Raw genomic sequence first — 18766 nt, 5'->3', positions numbered from 1 at the left:
ATGTGCAATCCGTTGTACATCCACACCACAACCGCTGATATTGCAAATTGGTTGTATCTCGGAGACTCCTGAGAATCCGGAATTGGAAGCGATAAGGGGAAAGTATGAACACGAGCAAGTTGCAGGGGTTCGCGGCCGAGGCTCGCGTGGCACTGATGAAGGCGGTGCGGGCGAAGTTGGATGCGGCGATGATGCCGGATTCGGCGGCCCGCGTGGACGATCCGCGCGCGTTCGCGAAGCTCGAGGAGGAGATCAGGGGCAACGGCGGCGGCGAGGAGGGCCGCGCCAGGACCGCGGAACGTCACGCCTACCGGTGGTTCAACAGAATCATCGCCTTGCGGTACATGGATGCGAACGAGTTCACCGGCACGCATGTGGTGTCCGGCGAGGATGCGGATAATCCGGATGCGCTGCCGGCCGTGCTGTCCGCGGCCCGTCGCGGCGAGTTCGATCCGGACGTGTTCGACGTGAACGTGGGCGCGAAGACCAGGTTGGTGCCTACGATCACCGGGCTGTTGGACGGTTCGAAACCCAGCAAGGACCCGCAGGGCGAGGCTTACGGACTGTTGCTGCGCGCCTACTGCGATTATTGGAACCGGTTCCTGCCGTTCATGTTCGACAAGGCCGGTGCCGCCGACGGGATTCTCATGCCCGCCGACCTGCTTGCCTCCGATTCGGTGCTGCGCAAGGCCGTGGAGACGATGACCGTGGCCGATTGCGTGGGCGACGAGGGCCAAGGCAATGTGGAGATCATCGGCTGGCTGTACCAGTTCTACATCGCCGACCGCAAGGACGAGGTCATGGCCGGTTTCAAGAAGTCGCGCAAGGCCGGTGCCGCCGAAATCCCCGCCGCCACCCAGCTGTTCACCCCCGACTGGATCGTGCAGTACCTCGTGCAGAACACCGTCGGGCGCCTGTGGACGCAAAGCCACCCCGAATCCCAGCTCCACACAACGTGGGAATACTACATCGAGCCGGAGGATGCGCAGCAGAAGGATTCCTCTTCTTCCTCCCCCTCTCAGGGGGAGGTGTCTAAGCTGAGTGTTTCTTCATCCTCCCCCTCTCAGGGGGAGGTGTCAGCGAAGCTGACAGAGGGGGTACTCCACATCGCCACCCCCGAAGACCTCACCGTTTGCGACCCCGCATGCGGCTCCGGCCATATGCTCACCTACGCGTTCGACCTGCTCTACGACATCTACGATGAGGCCGGCTACTCTGCCAACGAGATTCCCGCGCTGATTCTGGAGCACAACCTCTACGGCATGGAGATCGACGAGCGCGCCGCCAACTTGGCCGCATTCGCGTTGACGATGAAGGCGCGCGGCCGCTACCGTCGTTTCTTCCGCAGGGGCAAGCAGGTGCAGCCGAACGTCCAGCGCATCACGCCCGAATCCTTCACCGATGAGGAGGTGGACGAGCTCAACGAGCTGTACGATGTCACCTTCGACGCCGATACGTGGAACACCTACCGGAACGCCGACGTGTACGGTTCGCTGATCCAGCCGGATATCGAACTGGCCGCATTGTCCGACAACGTGACCCACGCGGATACGACGATGCTGTTCGACGAGCATCTCATCGAACGCGGCGACCAAGTACTCACCCAGACCGCCTACCTCGCCCGCAAATACGCTGTAGTGGTCGCTAACCCGCCATATTTAAGTTCAAAAAATATGGGGCGCGTGCTGAAAGATTTTGTTAAGAGTGTCTACCCTGATGGTAGGACTGATTTATTTTCTGCATTCATACTGCGCAACACTGTACTAGCCAAGAACAGTGCATTAATCGGCATGATAACCATGCAGGGGTGGATGTTCCTGTCCGCGTTCCTCGAATTAAGAAAGAAACTGCTTGCCGATACAACTTTTGATTCATTGATTCACTTGGGATCTGGTGCTTTTGACAGCATTGGCGGTGAAATTGTATCAACCGTTGCGTTTGTTCTTGAGAATGGAGAAAGAAACCATAAAGGTAGATTTTATCGTTTAGTTGATATTCATGGTGATTCTAAGCAGAGTTGTTATCTTCGTGAGTGCATTGATAATATCGATTCCAATGAGGGATATCTGATAGATCAAAGAATGTTCTTTCAGATGCCTGGTAATGTGATTGTATACTGGCTTCCTTTGTCGCTAATGAACTCTTTCATAAAAATCGCTAAGGGGGTCGGTGGTGAACCCCTGAGCGACATTGCAAATGTCGCTAAGGGGTTCACCACCGGGGATAATAACATCTTTCTTCGGTATTGGTTTGAATGCTCATTTAATGAGATTGATTTTAGCCGTACAAAATGGGATGAAAAGCAAATAGGGAAATGGGTTCCGTGTGATAAAGGTGGTGATTTCAGGAAATGGTATGGCAATAACGAGTTCATCGTTGATTGGACTAGTAATGGAACGAAGTTACTTACTTTTCCATTTGCTACACCACGAAATACGGAAATGACCTTTTCAAAGTCTATTGCCTGTAGTTATGTTGCATCGGATAACGTATCCTTCCGGTTCCATGCGGGACAGTTTGCCTTCACTGGTTCCGCGGTTTGTGTCAGATCCCTGAGTCATTTGAGAGGGCTGCATTGTTATCTGAATTCTTCTGTTGCTCATGAGCTTTTGAAAGCCTTGTCCCCGACTATTTCTTTTGAAGCTGGTCAGCTACGTTCTTTGCCATTTATGCTTACTGATGATTTCGAAAATTATTGCAATTCGCTGCATAATTCTTTGGTTAATGCTTCCCAATTCGACTGGAACTCCTATGAAACCTCGTGGGATTTCCGTGGGTTGGAGATTCTGGAGAACAGTCGAGATGCCTCGCTTGTCGTAAGCATTCCCGCGTATATCGAACGCTGCAAGCGGATCGCCGAAGAACAGCGTCAACGCGAAATCAGGAACAACGAACTCGTCGCGGACGCCTACGGTGTGCGCGATGAAGTCCCGTGCGATGTGCCGATCGAACGCGTGTCATTGAAGCGTAACCCGGCGTTCGCGTACCCGAAGGCCAGTCCGGTCGAACGCGATGCGAACATGGCGGTCGACATCGTCAAGGAGATCATCTCCTATGCGGTCGGTTGCATGTTCGGGCGTTACAGTTTTGACAAACCGGGGCTGATCCTCGCCTCCCAAGGCGAAATCCTCGACGACTACCATGCGCAGGTACCGAACCCCTCGTTCGAGCCGGATGCGGACAACGTCATCCCCATCACCGACGAGGAATGGTTCGAGGACGACATGGCCGCACGCTTCCGCGATTTCCTCGCCGTGGCATGCGGCGAACGGCATCTGAACGAGAACATCGCGTACATCGAACAGGTGCTTGGCAAGAGCCTGCGCAAGTATTTCGCCGTCGACTTCTACGACGACCATGTGCGCATGTACAAGAACCGTCCGATCTACTGGATGTACTCCAGCCGCACCGACAAGAAGGGCACGTTCCGCGCGCTCGTCTACCTCCACCGGTACACGCCAGCCACCACGAACACGGTGCTCAAGTACCTGCGCGAGTTCGTCGCCAAGCTCGACGCCCAATCCGAAAGCCTGATCGCCTCCGGCAAGCCGGCCGAAGTACGCAAGGGCGAGAAACTGCGCACCGCTGTCAAGGAGTGCGCCGACTACGAGCGCGACACCCTCTACCCGCTCGCCACCCGCAACCTCTCCATCGACCTCGATGACGGCGTCCTCGTCAACTATCTGCGCATGGGCGCGGCCCTGCGCACCATCCCCGCCATCGAAAAAAAACGCGCCACCGTCCAATCCTGGACCTGGCCCGCCCATTCATTGGGGGAGTGAGATCGATGACTGAAAAACTATCAGAATATGATGTATTGGAAGATTGTGTAAGAAACGTTTTCGGTCGAGTAATGTGGTCGCACAAGATACAAGAGAAGCAAGCAGATATCTATCTTGCTGTGGCGAAGCTTTTTTCTGCTGCTCAGATAGGCTTATCTGCCGTCATGTCTGCGGGACTTATAACCTTGTTATTTAATAACGAGTATTGGATTAAACTTGTCTCAGCACTAGTGTCGTGTGTCTTGACAGTTCTTGTTACCGTCGTTAAGCAGTTCGATTTCGAGAAACTCATTCAGAGCCATAGAGAAAGCGCGGTCAAATATCTTGCTGCAAAGGACCGTATCGTGCTTTTATTGCTTGAGATACAGCTAAGAGGCAAGGAATACTCTGAATTGAGAGAAGATTTTGCATCTATCATAAAGGATGTCAATCAAATAAATGCTTCTTCTCCTCAAACTGCAGATTGTGCCGTTCGTCGGGCAGGGAAGGCTTTGCGAGAAAGCAAAGATGATGATATATCGGATGAAGAGATTGATAGTGGCTTACCGATATCTCTTCGGAAAAGGAGTTAATGAATGGAAAATTTAGTTAGGAAGCATTCCGGAATTATTTCAGCGAAAACTCGCAGTCTTATCTCTAAAAGATATAAAACTGTCACTAAGGCAGTAAATCGAGAATTTAATGACTTGAACAGTGAGACACAAAATAGCATGTACGTTGGATCTTATGGTCGTGGAACCGCGGTTGATACAAGTGATATTGATATCATGGTAATTCTTTCGCGTGCGGAATATGAGCGTTACGATTCCTATCGAATTAATGGACAATCTCGACTATTGCAAGCAGTTAAAGATGCAATAGAATGCTCTTATTCTTCAAGTGATTTACGGGCGGATGGGCAAGTCGTAAAGATTAACTTCTCTGACGGGATGAGATTTGAGGTATTGCCGGCTTTTGTCTCTACAGATCGGCTTGGCAATACAACATATGACTATCCCGACTCAAATCAAGGAGGACGCTGGCTTTCAAGCAATCCTAAAGCCGAGCAAGAAGCCATAAAACAACGCGACCGCTCTTCTAATGGACTGCTTATTGATACGTGCAAGCATATGCGAGTTATTCGCGATGCTTCTTTCATCAGCTATCATCTTTCTGGCATTGTGATTGATAGTTTTGTTTATTCTGCTATAGGCGGATGGAAATGGTGTGATCCTGGAGAAACATCTTCTGCGCCCAGAGGTACATATGAAGAAAAACTGCTTGACTATTGGGAAAACTATGTCCAGTTTGATCCCGATTGCTTGCAAGCTCCCGGAAGCGGAGATTCCGTTAATGCGCAGAAAAGCAATGAGTGTCTGGGCAAAGTTCTGCGCTACATGGCTGGTAAATAAACAGTTGGTGGTCATATGCGGATCGATATAGGTGAATCGAAGAACGTCGAGTATAAGGTGGCGTTGCCGGATCGGAGCATCAAGTATGTGAAGACGGCGGTGGCGTTCGCCAACGGCGAGGGCGGGCGCATCGTATTCGGCATCGAGGACCAGACGCTCAACGTGGTCGGTGTGCCGGATGATCAGGTGTTTACCATCATGGACGCCATCTCCAACGCCATCGCGGACAGCTGCGAGCCGTTGATCATCCCGGACATCTCGATGCGCGACATCGACGGTAAAACAGTGATCATCGCGGAGATTCTTCCCGGCGCACAACGCCCGTACTTCATCAAGTCGCTGGGCCGCGATCAGGGCACGTTCGTGCGCGTCGCCGGCACCACAAGACAGGCCGATGCGGCGACCATCAAGGAACTGTTGTTCGAAGGCAGCAACCGCAGCTTCGACCAGACCGTATGCCTTGAACTGGATGCGACCGACGATGATATCGCCGGACTGTGCGATGCGATGACAACGGTCGCCAAATCCAATGCGAAGCATGGGTTGGACGAGGTGAAGCCGGTGACCGCCAGGCAGCTTCTCGCATGGGGCGTGCTGACCGAACGCGACGGTGCGCTGAAACCGACGAACGCCTACGCGATCCTGAACGGCATCAACGGGCCGGTGCGTTCCGTCGTCCAATGCGGCGTGTTCAAAGGCTCCACCAAAGCCGTGTTCGTGGACCGCCGTGAATTCACCGGCACACCATGGGAACTCGTCGAACAGGCATACCAATACGTACTGCGCAACATCCATATGGGAGCGCGGTTCGAGGGCGTATACCGCCAGGACGTGTACGAAATTCCGCCCGACGCGATCCGCGAACTCATCGTCAACGCCGTCGTACACCGCAGCTACATCGACCATTCCAGCATCCATGTCGCCATCTACGACGACCGGTTGGAGATCACCTCGCCCGGTCGTCTCCCGATGGGGCAGACGCTCGAACGTATGAAGGAAGGCTACTCGAAGATCCGCAACGAAGCCTTGGCGACGGCGTTCTCCTACATGCGGCTCATCGAACACTGGGGCAGTGGCATTCCGCGCATCATCGAAGAAGTGCGTGACGCCGGCTTGCCTGAGCCGGAATTCCTTGGCGGCGACACCGACCTGCGCATCAACATCTATCGCCGGCGTGACGGCGTGACGGTGAATGGCGAATCGGAAGTGCCGGATACTCGTGAAATAGTGCGGGATACTGCTGATTCAGTGCGGGATACTGGTGAAAAAATGCGCGATACCGGGTCTGGAGTGCGGGATACTGCTAATTCAGTGCGGGATACCGCGTCTGGAGTGCGGGATACTGACGGGAAAGTGCGCGATACTATCGAATTGACCGAAGATGAACGTCAGGTCATCCGTTACGCGCAGGATAATAGTGAAATCACCTCCATCATGGTCAGCGGGCTATTGGACCTGAAGGAACGTCAGACGCAAAAAATACTCACCGGTATGGTGAACCGCGGTCTGCTGCGCCGCGTCGGAGCGGCACGATCCACGCGGTATGTTCTGGCCGATACGACCACGGCCGGCGAACAGTCGTAGCCCTGAAGGTGTCGACTATACTCGACGCATTCAGGTAAAAGAAGATGAAGTGTCGTCCATGCCCGACACCTGAGATGAGAGAGGAAAGGAACCCGCATGAGCGGTGAAACGCAGATCAGCCGACTGCTGGCGGCACGATTCTCGGTGTTTGACGGGTCCGCGCATAGCCCGGGACGCATCGTGTTCTGGCATGACGAACACGGCGAATTCACAGACCTGCTGGACGGCATCGCAGGCCCCGACGCGGCCGACGAGACAATGCGCGACGTCGAGGTCGTGCGGCTGGCGCGCAATCCGTTCGCGGTGAAATACCGTATGCTCATCGAACAGCCCACCACGAAATTCCTCGTATACCTCACCGGCAAACTGCCCAAGGACGAGGACAACTGGCTACTGGACCTCGAACTCGCCTACGGCCCCGCATTCACCGCGGACAGGCTGACGATGATCGTCAACGAACTCTTCCCGCGCGACGCGTCCGCCGAAACGCGCGACGCATGGCTCACCATCATGCGCCGGACCAAACCGTTCTTCGAACACGACCGGCTCGTCAACGCACTGGCGCAACGCCTGCGGCCGGACGACGACGCACGCTTCCTCCAAGCGAAGATGATCGCCGTGCTCCTGCACCTGCCGGCAGGAGAACACAGCCTGCAAGCCATATGGCGCGAACTGCTCGCGCAATACGCGCGCGACGACACGAGCGGCATCGAACGCATCACCGCAATGGGACTAGGCGACTACCACTGGAACGGCACCCGCGGCATCTACCACTTCGACACCGCGCACGAACTGGCGAATCCCACCGTCAAGGATTTCGCGATCTGGCTGTTCCGGCTGGCATGGCGAGGATTCCGCGACGACGACCACAGCGCCGACCATTACGCGAACATCCGCCGCGACTTCGACATGTGGCATAACGACCCGCGCTTCGCGCCGGTCATCCGCGACCTGTCTGGACACGTGTTCGCCGATCTGGCGCTCGACTCCGAGATCACCGGCATGCGACTGGACGAGCTCGCGTCGCACGGGATCTTCCGCGAGGTCGACGCGCAGATCAGGGAACTGCTGTACGAGGCGTTGGGCAACGACGGCATCACCGACGACGACGTGCAACGCATCGTCGCCTCACGCCGGTACGGCCTGTGGTACGACGACTTCGCCAAGGACTACGCCATCATCGCCGCCGCCAGCGCGCTTCGCGCACGCATCCGGGAAGCGCATCCGCTCGTGGAATCCATCACATCCGCGCAGGAAGGCTTCCGCCTCTACACGGAGCGACTCCACCAGGTCGACGGATACTACCGCCGGTTCATCGCCGCATGGAAGACCGGCGGCCGACCGTTCCAAGGCCGGCCGACCGCCGAGGATCTGGAACGGGAATACGCCCGCTACCAGAACGATCTTGGCGTCGCATGGCAGGCGCAGGTCAATACGATGGCCGATTGGTCCATCGACGAGGTACCCGCGCAATCCGACTTCTACGCGCGCAACGTGAAGAAGGTGACCGACTCCGGCAAAAAGATCGCCGTCATCATCTCCGATGCGTTGCGCTACGAGGTCGCCGAGGAATTCCACGAACGGATCACGGCGCAAAGCCGCTGGACCGCCACGATGAAGGCGCAGCTGGGCGTACTGCCCTCATACACGCAACTCGGCATGGCCGCGCTGCTGCCGCACGCCGCACTGGCGTTGGACCCCGCCGACCACTACTGCGTGCAGGCGGACGGACGGCCCACCAAGGGAAGCTCCGCGCGTGCCGCGATCCTTGCGAAGGTGGGCGGCGCCGCAGTGAAAGCGGAAACCCTGCTCGACATGAAACGGGACGAATACCGCGAACTGGTCAAATCCTGCAACGTGCTCTACGTCTACCACAACGTCATCGACGCGACGGGCGACAAGGCGACGAACGAATCGAACGTGTTCGCCGCATGCGACCGGGCGATCGACGAACTCGACGCCATCGTCAAACGCCTCGCCAGCGCGAACGTGACCAACATGATCGTCACCGCCGACCACGGATTCCTCTACCAGGACCACGACGTGACGGACGGCGAATGGCTCAGCGAACAACCCTCCGGCGACACGATCTGGGTCACCAGCCGACGCTTCGTCATCGGAGCCGCCCTCACGCCCAAACCCGCGTTCACGACGTTCACCGCCGCCCAAGCCGGCCTCGACGACCCGCAGAACGAACATGTGACCATCCAGGTGCCCAACGGCATCCACCGGCTGCGTCGCCAAGGCGACGGCGTGCGGTACGTGCATGGCGGCGCGGCGCTGCCGGAGATCGTCGTACCAGTCCTGCACATCAACAAGGGACGCTCCGCCGCCGGTGACGCCCGACGAGTGGAATTCAGGATCCTGCAGAACGCCGACCGCATCACCACCGGGCAGATCACCGTCGACTTCCTGCAGACCGAACCCGTAGGCGGGAAGATCTCCGCACGCACCGTGCTCGCCGGACTATGGGGCGTGGAAAGCGACGGACGTGCCACGCTCATCTCCAACGAAGTGCCGCTCGCCTTCGCCTCCACATCCAAGGAAGCGAGCGAACGCCACGTGCCGGCCACGTTCCTGCTGACCACGGACGCGGAGCGGTTCAACAACACCGTCATCGAACTGCGGCTGAGCGAACGCATCGAAGGCTCCTCGCAGATGCGCCCGCTCGACGCCAAAGCGGAATACCGCCTCCAACGCGGATTCGTGATCGACGACGGCTTCGACTTCTGAAGGATGACCGGTCCGTCGACGGACGGTCCGGTGACGAACGAAACGGGCGTAAGGTGAAAGCATGACGGACAACGGGCAGACGGCCGCAACGGTCGACAAGACGGTGGGCACCCCCGAGATGAACGACCTCGACCGCAAGGTGACGGCGGAATTCCCCGGCTACACGGTACGCAAGGACCTGGTCGGCCAGGTCAAAGGCAACGCGCTCGTCCCCTCATACGTGCTCGAATACCTGCTCGGCAAATACGCGACCACCACCGACGCGGAAAGCGTGCGATCCGGCGTGGAACGCGTGCGCGCCATCCTCACGGACAACTACGTGCACCGCGAGGAAGCCAATCTCATCCAGTCGAAGATCAGGGAGAAAGGCCGCTACCAGGTCATCGACAAAGTGCAGGTGGCGCTCAACGAGAAACTCGACCAATACGAGGCCACGTTCGAGAACCTCGGCATCGGCCGGGTGGTCGTCGACCCGCAGACCGCCAAGGACAATCCCAAACTCATGGTTACCGGCATCTGGTGCATGTGCACGCTCGTCTACGCCTACTCCGGCGATCCCAAGGAGGTGCCGTGGCGGCTGCACCGCCTCATGCCCGTGCAGATGTCCCACGACGACCGGGAGAACTACCTCGCGATGCGCTCGCGGTTCACGGCGGACGAATGGGTCGACCTGCTCATGCAATCGGTCGGATTCAATCCGGCGTTGTTCTCGACCCGCGCCAAACTGCTGCATCTGGTGCGCATGGTCCCGTTCGTGGAACGCAACTACAACCTCATCGAACTCGGCCCCAAGGGCACCGGCAAATCGCACATCTACTCCGAATTCTCGCCGCACGGCATGCTCATCTCCGGTGGCGAGGTGACCGCGGCGAAACTGTTCGTCAACAATTCGAGCGGGCAGATCGGTCTCGTCGGCTACTGGGACACGGTCGCATTCGACGAGTTCGCCGGCAGGACGAAACGCGCCGACCGGGCGCTCGTGGACATCATGAAGAACTACATGGCGAACAAGTCGTTCTCGCGCGGGCGCAACACCATGCAGGCGGAGGCGAGCATGGTGTTCGTCGGCAACACGTTGCACAACGTGCCGTACATGCTCAAGAACACCGACCTGTTCGAGGAACTGCCCGTCCAATACCATGACCCCGCCTTCCTCGACCGCATCCACTACTACGTGCCAGGCTGGGAGTTCGAGCAGATCCGATCCGAGATGTTCACCTCCGGCTACGGCTTCGTGGTCGACTATCTCGCCGAAATCCTGCACAACCTGCGCGACGTGGACTACGGCCTGAGATTCGAACGGTACTTCACACTCTCGCCCACGCTCTCCACACGAGACAAGGACGGCGTGCGCAAGACCTTCTCCGGATTGATGAAACTCATCTACCCGTCCGGCGAGGCGACGATGGAGGAGATGGAGCCGCTGCTGCGTTGCGCCATCGAGGGGCGCAAACGCGTCAAGGACCAGCTGTGCCGCATCGACTCCACGATGGCCGAAGTCGACTTCTCGTACACGCGCGCCGGCGCAGCGGAACCGATCGCCGTGCACACGGTCGAGGAGGACGATTACCCGGAACTGTACTGGCGGGGGAGAGCCGCCGTCGAAGACGACGGGGAACCCGCCGACGAGGCGCGTGCGGTCGTGCCGGAGACGACGGAGACCGCGGCGCGTGCGGCGGCCGTGGTCTCCTCCGGCGCCGTCGGTTCCGCCGGCGCCATCGGCTCTGACAAGTCCGCTGGGACCGCTGGAACCGCTGGAACCGGGCGAACCGGGCGAACCGACGAACCCGCGAAACCGGCCATGTCGCGCATCGAACGTGCCGCCGCGGCGGCGCAGGAGGGGCATCTCGACTTCGCCGAGGGCCGCACCGGAGTCAGCTACAACAGATTGTTCGGAGCATACGTGGCCGGTGCGCAACGGATCACGCTTCAGGATCCGTACATCCGGACCTCGCATCAGATACGCAATCTCGCTGAATTCCTCGAAACCGTGTACGACTACACGGACAGGGGTGATGAGGTGCACGTGCATCTGATCACCAAGCAGGACGGTCAGTACGCCGATCAGCAGAACGACAATCTCACCCAGTTACAGACCGCATACGGCCAATTGGGCATCATCCTCACCTACGAGTTCAGCACGACCGCCCACGACCGTTTCGTCATCACCGACACCGGATGGCGAGTCTCCCTCGGCAGGGGATTGGACATCTACCAATGGTATGACGCCGCGAACTGGTTCAATCCCCAACTCAGGCAGCAGAGGCTGCGCCATGTCAAGGAGTTCGGCATCGACTACAGGCGCACGGGCGACTGACGGCGGCCGGCCGTGCCATCATGCGCGACCGGACGGCATGATTGGCGTAGCCGCGTGTATTATCGTGCGTTATGAGTGAGACCGAACCGAAGTTCCGCTACAACGCCGCACTGGCGCAGGACATCGAAAACAAATGGCAGAAGAAGTGGGATGAGGAGGGCACCTTCTGGGCCGCCAACGTCTCCGGCGACCTGAAGGACGGCAAGGGCCGCAACGCCGAGGGGCGCCCCTCCTACTTCGCGATGGACATGTTCCCCTACCCGTCCGGCAAGGGCCTGCACGTGGGCCACCCGCTCGGCTACCTCGCCTCCGACGTGGTGTCCCGCTACCACCGCATGAAGGGCGAGAACGTGCTGCACGCCATGGGCTACGACGCCTTCGGCCTGCCCGCCGAGCAGTACGCCGTCCAGACCGGCCAGCACCCGCGCATTACCACCGAGCAGAACATCGCGAACATGTCGCGTCAGCTGCACCGCATGGGTCTGAGCTTCGACGACCGCCGCACCTTCGCGACCATCGATCCCGGCTACGTGCGTTGGACCCAGTGGATTTTCTCGCGCATCTACGATTCCTGGTACGACGAGGACGCCACGAACCCGTCCGGCACGAAGGGCTCCGCCCGTCCGATCTCCGAGCTCGTCGCCAAGTTCGAGAACGGCGAGAAGGCCATTCCGGGCCACGAGACGGACGGCAAGACGTGGGGCGATTTGACCGAGGCCGAGCAGCAGGACATCCTCAACGACTTCCGCCTCGCCTATATCTCCAAGTCCCCGGTGAACTGGTGCCCGGGTCTGGGCACCGTGCTCGCCAACGAGGAGGTCACCGCCGAAGGCAAGTCCGAGCGCGGCAACTTCCCGGTCTTCCAGCGTGAGCTGCGCCAGTGGTCTATGCGCATCACCAAGTACGGCCACCGTCTCATCGAGGATCTCGACGGCATCGACTGGCCGGAGAAGGTCAAGCTCATGCAGCGCAACTGGATCGGCGAGAGCCACGGCGCCTCCGTGCACTTCCAGGTCGAGACCCCGAACGGCACGCGCGACATGGAGATCTACACCACGCGTCCGGACACCCTGTTCGGCACCACGTTCGCCGTCGTCTCCCCGGAGCATCACCTGCTTGAGGACGTGCCCGCCGAGTGGCCGGCCGAAACCCCCGAGGATTGGAAGGGCGGCTACGCCACTCCGGTCGAGGCCGTGAAGGCGTACCGTCTCGCCGCCGAATCGAAGACCGCGAAGGACCGCGTCGACGAGGCCGGCGAGAAGACCGGCCTGTTCACCGGCCTGTACGCCATCAACCCGATCACCGGCGCGAAGCTGCCGCTGTTCACCGCCGACTACGTGCTCATGGACTACGGCACCGGCGCCATCATGGCCGTGCCGGGCGGCGACCAGCGAGACTACGATTTCGCCGTCAAGTTCGGACTGCCGGTCATCTACACCGTCAAGCCGCTGCCGGAATCCGGCGACGACCTTGCGAACTACGAGGGCAAGGCGCCGTTCGTCTCCCACGACGGCATCGTCATCAACTCCTCCGTCGAAGCGACCAAGGCGAAGGGCGACGCGCTCTCCCTCGACGGCCTGCGCGTCGACGACGCCATCGCCAAGGTGAACGCGTGGCTGGAATCCGCCGGCGTCGGCAAGGGCACCGTCTCCTACCGTCTGCGCGACTGGCTGTTCTCCCGCCAGCGCTACTGGGGCGAACCGTTCCCGATCGTCTACGGCGAGGACGGCACCCCGCACCTGCTGCCCGACTCCGCGCTGCCCATCAACCTGCCGGACGTGCCCGACTACCAGCCGCGCACCTTCGACCCGATGGACGCCGAATCCAACCCCGAGGCGCCGCTGAGCCGCAACGAGGACTGGGTGAAGGTCGAGCTCGATCTGGGCGACGGTGTGAAGACCTACTACCGTGACACGAACACGATGCCGAACTGGGCCGGCTCCTGCTGGTACTACATGCGCTACATCGACCCGACCGACACGGCCCACATGGTCGAGAAGGACGAGTTCGACTACTGGATGGGTCCGAACCACAACAAGTATTCGGGTGATGAGGGCGGCGTGGACCTGTACATCGGCGGCGTCGAGCACGCGGTGCTCCACCTGCTGTATTCGCGCTTCTGGCACAAGATCCTCTTCGACCTCGGCTACGTGGATTCCGCCGAACCGTTCCACAAGCTGTTCAACCAGGGCATGATCCAGGCGTACGCCTACACCGACGACCGCGGCCAGTACGTGCCGGCCGACGAGGTCGTGGAGGGCCCTGCCGACGAGAACGGCGAACCCACGTTCACCTGGAACGGCGAGCACGCGAACCGCGAGTTCGGCAAGATGGGCAAGAGCCTCAAGAACATCATCACGCCGGACTACATGTACGAGAACTACGGCGCGGACACGTTCCGCCTGTACGAGATGAGCATGGGTCCGCTCGACGAGTCCCGTCCGTGGAACACGCGCAACGTGGTCGGCGGCATGCGCTTCCTGCAGCGCCTGTGGCGCAACGTGGTCGACGAGACCACCGGCGAGGCGCACGTGAGCGAGGACGCGCCGGATATGAAGACCCTGAAGCTCCTCAACAACACGATCGCCGAGGTGACCGTGGAGATGGAGAACATGCGTCCGAACACGGCCATCGCCAAGCTCATCGTGCTCAACAACCACCTGACCTCCCTCAAGGCCGTGCCGCGCGCCGCCGTCGAGCCGCTGATCCTCATGCTCGCGCCGATCGCCCCGCACATCTGCGAGGAGATGTGGCAGCGTCTCGGCCACGCCGAGTCCCTGTCCGCCGCGCCGTGGCCGGTCGCCGACGACAGGTACGTCGGTCAGGATACGGTCACCGCGGTCGTGCAGATCAAGGGCAAGGTGCGCGCCAAGCTCGAGGTCTCCCCGGACATCGACCCGGCCGAGCTGGAGAAGCTCGCGCTCGAAGCCGTCGCCTCCCGTCTCGGCGGCAAGGAGCCGCGCAAGGTGATCGTCAAGGCCCCGAAGATCGTCTCGATCGTCCCGGCCGAATGATTCGCCCGCGTTATCCGCGTCGCGTGTCCCGCGTGACATGTGACACGGATAGCACACAATAATTAGACAATCGCCGCGGCGAATGTGAAGGATTCTGAGGGCTCTATCCACATTCGCCGGAGCGTTGGACTCGACGCCCATGCCTCATCCACAGTGGAGGCATGGGCGTTCGTCATAGTGGAAACGAAAACGGTCGCATCCGATACGACGGATACGGCAATGCCGACGGCATCGGAGGCGCCGGTGCCGTCGGTTTCGATGATGCCGTCGGATACCGTGATGCGGTCGGATACGAAGGTGTGGTCGGATACGGTTCGGCGGACGTGTCGACCGCGTACGATGCGTTCCCGTCGTATGGCGGGCATGCGGACTTCGCCGTGCCGCCGGTTCCGCTGCCTCCCGTCGCGGACGACGTGCGGCCGAAAGTCGCGCTCTCCGAACTGTCCGGCGTGCGCGGAACTGACAGGGACGAGCATTTCGCCGACCGTGCCCGCCATGGCCGACCGAGGTTAAGATTCGGTGCCACGCAGGCGCTGGCGATGATCCTCATCATGGTGATGGCCACCTGCGCGAGTCTCACCCTGCTCATACGACAGGCCGTGAACTATGCGGCAATCGAAGCGGCGTCCGGTACGTCGTCGGCCGCTTCCGGCGGTGGTGCGACGGAGAAAGACGACGGCGGGGGTACGCCATCGAACGGTACGACGGCGGGTCCCGGTACGACGGATGGGCCGACGTCGAACGGTTCAACGGAGGATGGCGCAGTGGGGGAGTCCGGCGGCGGGGCGGCAACCGGTTCCGGCACGGCGCCGGGGCAATCGCCGTCGCAGCCGACGGATACCCGCGTCGACCTGAACACGGCCACGCTGGAGCAGCTCGACGCCATACCCGGCATCGGTCCGGTCACAGCGCAGAAGATCATCGATCACCGTGCGACAATCGGACGGTTCAGCAGCGTCGACCAGTTGCTCGACGTGCCCGGCATCGGCGCGAAGACGCTGGAGAAGATCAGGCCGGAGGTGAAGGTCTGATGAGCGAGCGGTTGGAACGTGGCGGCGATGACCGGCGACTGCTCCCCGTCGCCATCGCCCTGTGGGCGTCCTGTCTGATCGCGCGCGAAGCGTTCTCCCGATGCATGGCGTTGTTCGCCGGAAGAAACGATTCCGGAGAAGGCGGTTTCGGCGGAGAGGGCAGCTCGGTGACTCCGATCATCGCCGTATGCGTCGTGACGATTGCCGTCCTTCTCGTATGGATCGTGGCGGAACGATGCGCGCGCCGGGGCGTCGGCCGCATGCTGATCGTCGTGTGCGTGGGAGCGTTTCTGCTGGGCGTCGTCACGACATGGGCCTCGGAATCGGCCGTATGGTTCGATCCGGCGACGATCCGCGCGCGCGACGGTCCCGTCCGCGTCACCGCACGACTGCGCGTCATCGAACCGGTCGAAACATCGTCCATGCGAGACGCCGACTGTCAGGCGGAGACCCGTCTCGTCAATCTGGATGATGGTGCCGTCGCGACGCGATCACATGCGCAGGTGCGGCTGCTCGTGTCGGGTGCCGATTGCGGACGACTGCATCGCGGCGCCGGCTATCGGGTGAGCGGGGAACTGCGGGAAGCGGAACTCGGTGCGACGCCGCTCTGGCTGACCGTCTCCGGAGACGATGACGACACGGCGACCGATGCCGGGGCTTCCGGTTCGATGCCGGACATGTCGGGCATACGCATGACCGAACGGCAGCCATTGTTCGATCGGTGGCGTGAACGCGTGCAGGAAGCCTTCTTCCATGCGACCGACGGCCTCGACGATTCCGGACGGATCCTCGTGCCCGGACTCACCATGGGATTCCTCGGACAAGATCACGTGGGAATCCCGGAATCGGATTCGGCAGAGGATTCTGCAGAGGATTCGACAGAGGATTCGACGACGGGAGACGATCCGATTGATGAAACCTATGCGAGCCGACTGGAGGATTGCTTCCGCCGCGCCGGAATCATGCATCTCATGGCCGTGTCCGGCGGACATTTCGTCATCGTCGCCGCGCTGATCCGCAGAGTGGGCGCATACTTGCTTATGCCCCGGCAGGCGGTCGCGTGCCTGACCGCCATATCCACGACGCTGATGGCGGCGATGATGGCGCCCGGCGACAGCGTCACCCGCGCACTGGTCATGGGATGGTTGTCGGCCGCTGCGCTGTTCGTCGGCCGACGCTCGCAGGCGTTGAGCGCGTTATGCGTCACCGTGATCGTGATGCTGCTGACGGCCCCCGCCTTGGCATGGAGTTTCGGCTTCGCCCTATCCTGTGCCGCCGTGCTCGGCATCATCCTCATGGCACGACCCATGGCCGCCGTCATGGCATTGCTGCTGCCCGATGCGCTCGCCGACGCGATAGCCATGACCGTCGCCGCGCAGGTGGCGACACTACCGATTCAAGTGCTGATGGAACCACAGTTGCCGATATGGTCGGTTCCCGCGAACATCCTCGTCGCACCCGTGGTCGCATTCTCCACGATGACCGGTCTCGCAGGGCTTGCAGTCGCATGGGCGAACATGGATGCGGCGCGTCTATGCGCATGGCTTTCCTCATGGGGCACGCGGATCATGGAACAGGTCGCGATGCGTCTGGGGGACGGGAATCAGGCGACGATTCCATGGATGGAAGGCGTGGCGGGTGCTTGTGCGATTGTCGTATTGGAAGCGGCGACGATCGTCGGCATCAGGCTCGTGTGCCGATGGATTTCGCCTCCGTCCGGAGCCCATATGCTGCTCGGCGACCCGTTCACCAGCAACCCCCGCAACCGCCTCCGCCTCTGGTGGCAGGACACGCATCGTATGATTAGCAAGCTCACTTGGAGCTGAGGATGGTGACTGTGGTGTTTGCCACCGGTGGTGGGTGGGTCGTCGCTGGTGGGTGGTGGTCCACCCCCACCCGGCTTCGCCGGGAGCCCCCGCCGGCGGGGGCGTGTTTCGTGTGTGTGGTTTCGTGTGGTGCGTGTTTCGTGTGTGTGGTGTGTTGTGTCCTCCCGCTGGCGGGAGGTGGCGCGCGGAGCGCGTCGGTGGGTGGTTGTCGGGTTGGGTGGATGTGTGGCGTGGTGTCGTGTGGGTGTCGTGTTGGTGAATGGGGTGGTTGGTTTGGTTGAATTGTTGTGACACGCCGTGTGTTGGTGGTTTTTGGTGGTGTGGTGGTGTGTCGGTGGGGGTTATGATGTGGTTGTGGGGCTTGTTGGGCCTGTTTTCGACACGCCGGTGGATTGTTGTGTTTGCAACGTTTCCGGGGTGGTTTTCGTATGCGGGTTTGCGTGGTGGTGCCGGGTGGTGTATGTTTATCTCTTGCTGCCGGTCGGCTTCTGGTTCCCGCTCTTGTGGTTGGTTTCCGGGGTTGGCTGTGTGTGGTGGTTTGAGAACTCAAGAGTGTGTTGTACTACTTACTTCTTTATAGTCAATGATTGCCAGTCCGATGCCCGCTTCGGTTTTCCGGAGTACCCGAGGGGGTTTGATGGGTGTCGGGGTTTTTGTGCGAACCTCTTTCCTTATTAGAGGTTCCGTCAATTGTTTTTAATGAGGGTCATTTATGGTTCTCTTTGCAAGTTTTTTGTGGAGGGTTCGATTCTGGCTCAGGATGAACGCTGGCGGCGTGCTTAACACATGCAAGTCGAACGGGATCCTGCCAGCTTGCTGGTGGGTGAGAGTGGCGAACGGGTGAGTAATGCGTGACCGACCTGCCCCGTACTTCGGAATAGCTCCTGGAAACGGGTGGTAATGCCGGATGCTCCAGTTGATCGCATGGTCTTCTGGGAAAGGGTTTTACTGGTATGGGATGGGGTCGCGTCCTATCAGCTTGACGGTGTGGTGATGGCGCACCGTGGCTTCGACGGGTAGCCGGCCTGAGAGGGCGACCGGCCACATTGGGACTGAGATACGGCCCAGACTCCTACGGGAGGCAGCAG

9 protein-coding genes and 1 rRNA gene are annotated in these 18766 nt (G+C 60.0%); all 10 read left to right on the top strand.

What is annotated here, in order from left to right:
- Nucleotides 1-104 precede the first annotated feature (104 nt).
- Entirely contained in the window at nucleotides 105-3782 is a 3678-nt protein-coding gene (gene pglX / locus AC1AYR_RS09075) for a BREX-1 system adenine-specific DNA-methyltransferase PglX (RefSeq protein ID WP_476512373.1), read from the top strand.
- 5 nt (nucleotides 3783-3787) lie between these two features.
- Complete coding sequence (locus AC1AYR_RS09070; RefSeq protein ID WP_476512374.1) at nucleotides 3788-4354, top strand: SLATT domain-containing protein; 567 nt, start codon at nucleotides 3788-3790, stop codon at nucleotides 4352-4354.
- Nucleotides 4355-4357: 3 nt separating this feature from the next.
- The gene (locus tag AC1AYR_RS09065; protein WP_476512375.1) at nucleotides 4358-5173 is read left to right on the top strand and encodes an SMODS domain-containing nucleotidyltransferase; all 816 of its coding nucleotides are present in this window, start codon (nucleotides 4358-4360) and stop codon (nucleotides 5171-5173) included.
- 15 nt (nucleotides 5174-5188) lie between these two features.
- The gene (locus AC1AYR_RS09060; protein ID WP_476512376.1) at nucleotides 5189-6757 is read left to right on the top strand and encodes an ATP-binding protein; all 1569 of its coding nucleotides are present in this window, start codon (nucleotides 5189-5191) and stop codon (nucleotides 6755-6757) included.
- Nucleotides 6758-6853: 96 nt separating this feature from the next.
- Nucleotides 6854-9490, top strand: coding sequence for a BREX-1 system phosphatase PglZ type A (gene pglZ, locus AC1AYR_RS09055; protein ID WP_476512377.1), 2637 nt, complete (start codon nucleotides 6854-6856; stop codon nucleotides 9488-9490).
- A 61-nt stretch (nucleotides 9491-9551) separates the two neighbouring features.
- On the top strand, nucleotides 9552-11807 hold the full coding sequence (brxL, locus tag AC1AYR_RS09050; protein ID WP_476512378.1) for a BREX system Lon protease-like protein BrxL: 2256 nt from the start codon (nucleotides 9552-9554) through the stop codon (nucleotides 11805-11807).
- A 71-nt stretch (nucleotides 11808-11878) separates the two neighbouring features.
- The gene (gene leuS / locus AC1AYR_RS09045) at nucleotides 11879-14821 is read left to right on the top strand and encodes a leucine--tRNA ligase (RefSeq protein ID WP_034525913.1); all 2943 of its coding nucleotides are present in this window, start codon (nucleotides 11879-11881) and stop codon (nucleotides 14819-14821) included.
- A gap of 161 nt (nucleotides 14822-14982) precedes the next feature.
- A complete protein-coding gene (locus AC1AYR_RS09040) occupies nucleotides 14983-15852 on the top strand; it encodes a ComEA family DNA-binding protein (protein WP_476512379.1) in 870 nt (289 codons plus the stop codon).
- Nucleotides 15852-17678 carry a ComEC/Rec2 family competence protein gene (locus AC1AYR_RS09035; RefSeq protein WP_034525915.1) on the top strand — a complete coding sequence of 609 codons (1827 nt, stop codon included), beginning with the start codon at nucleotides 15852-15854 and terminating at the stop codon, nucleotides 17676-17678. The genes AC1AYR_RS09040 and AC1AYR_RS09035 overlap by 1 nt, the downstream gene beginning before the upstream one ends.
- A gap of 732 nt (nucleotides 17679-18410) precedes the next feature.
- Nucleotides 18411-18766 (top strand): 16S ribosomal RNA (locus AC1AYR_RS09030); the annotation flags it as partial.

This window comes from Bifidobacterium sp. LH_417 (assembly GCF_056357035.1).
Note: the sequence above shows the minus strand (reverse complement) of the source record. Positions and strands in the feature narration are given on the sequence as shown.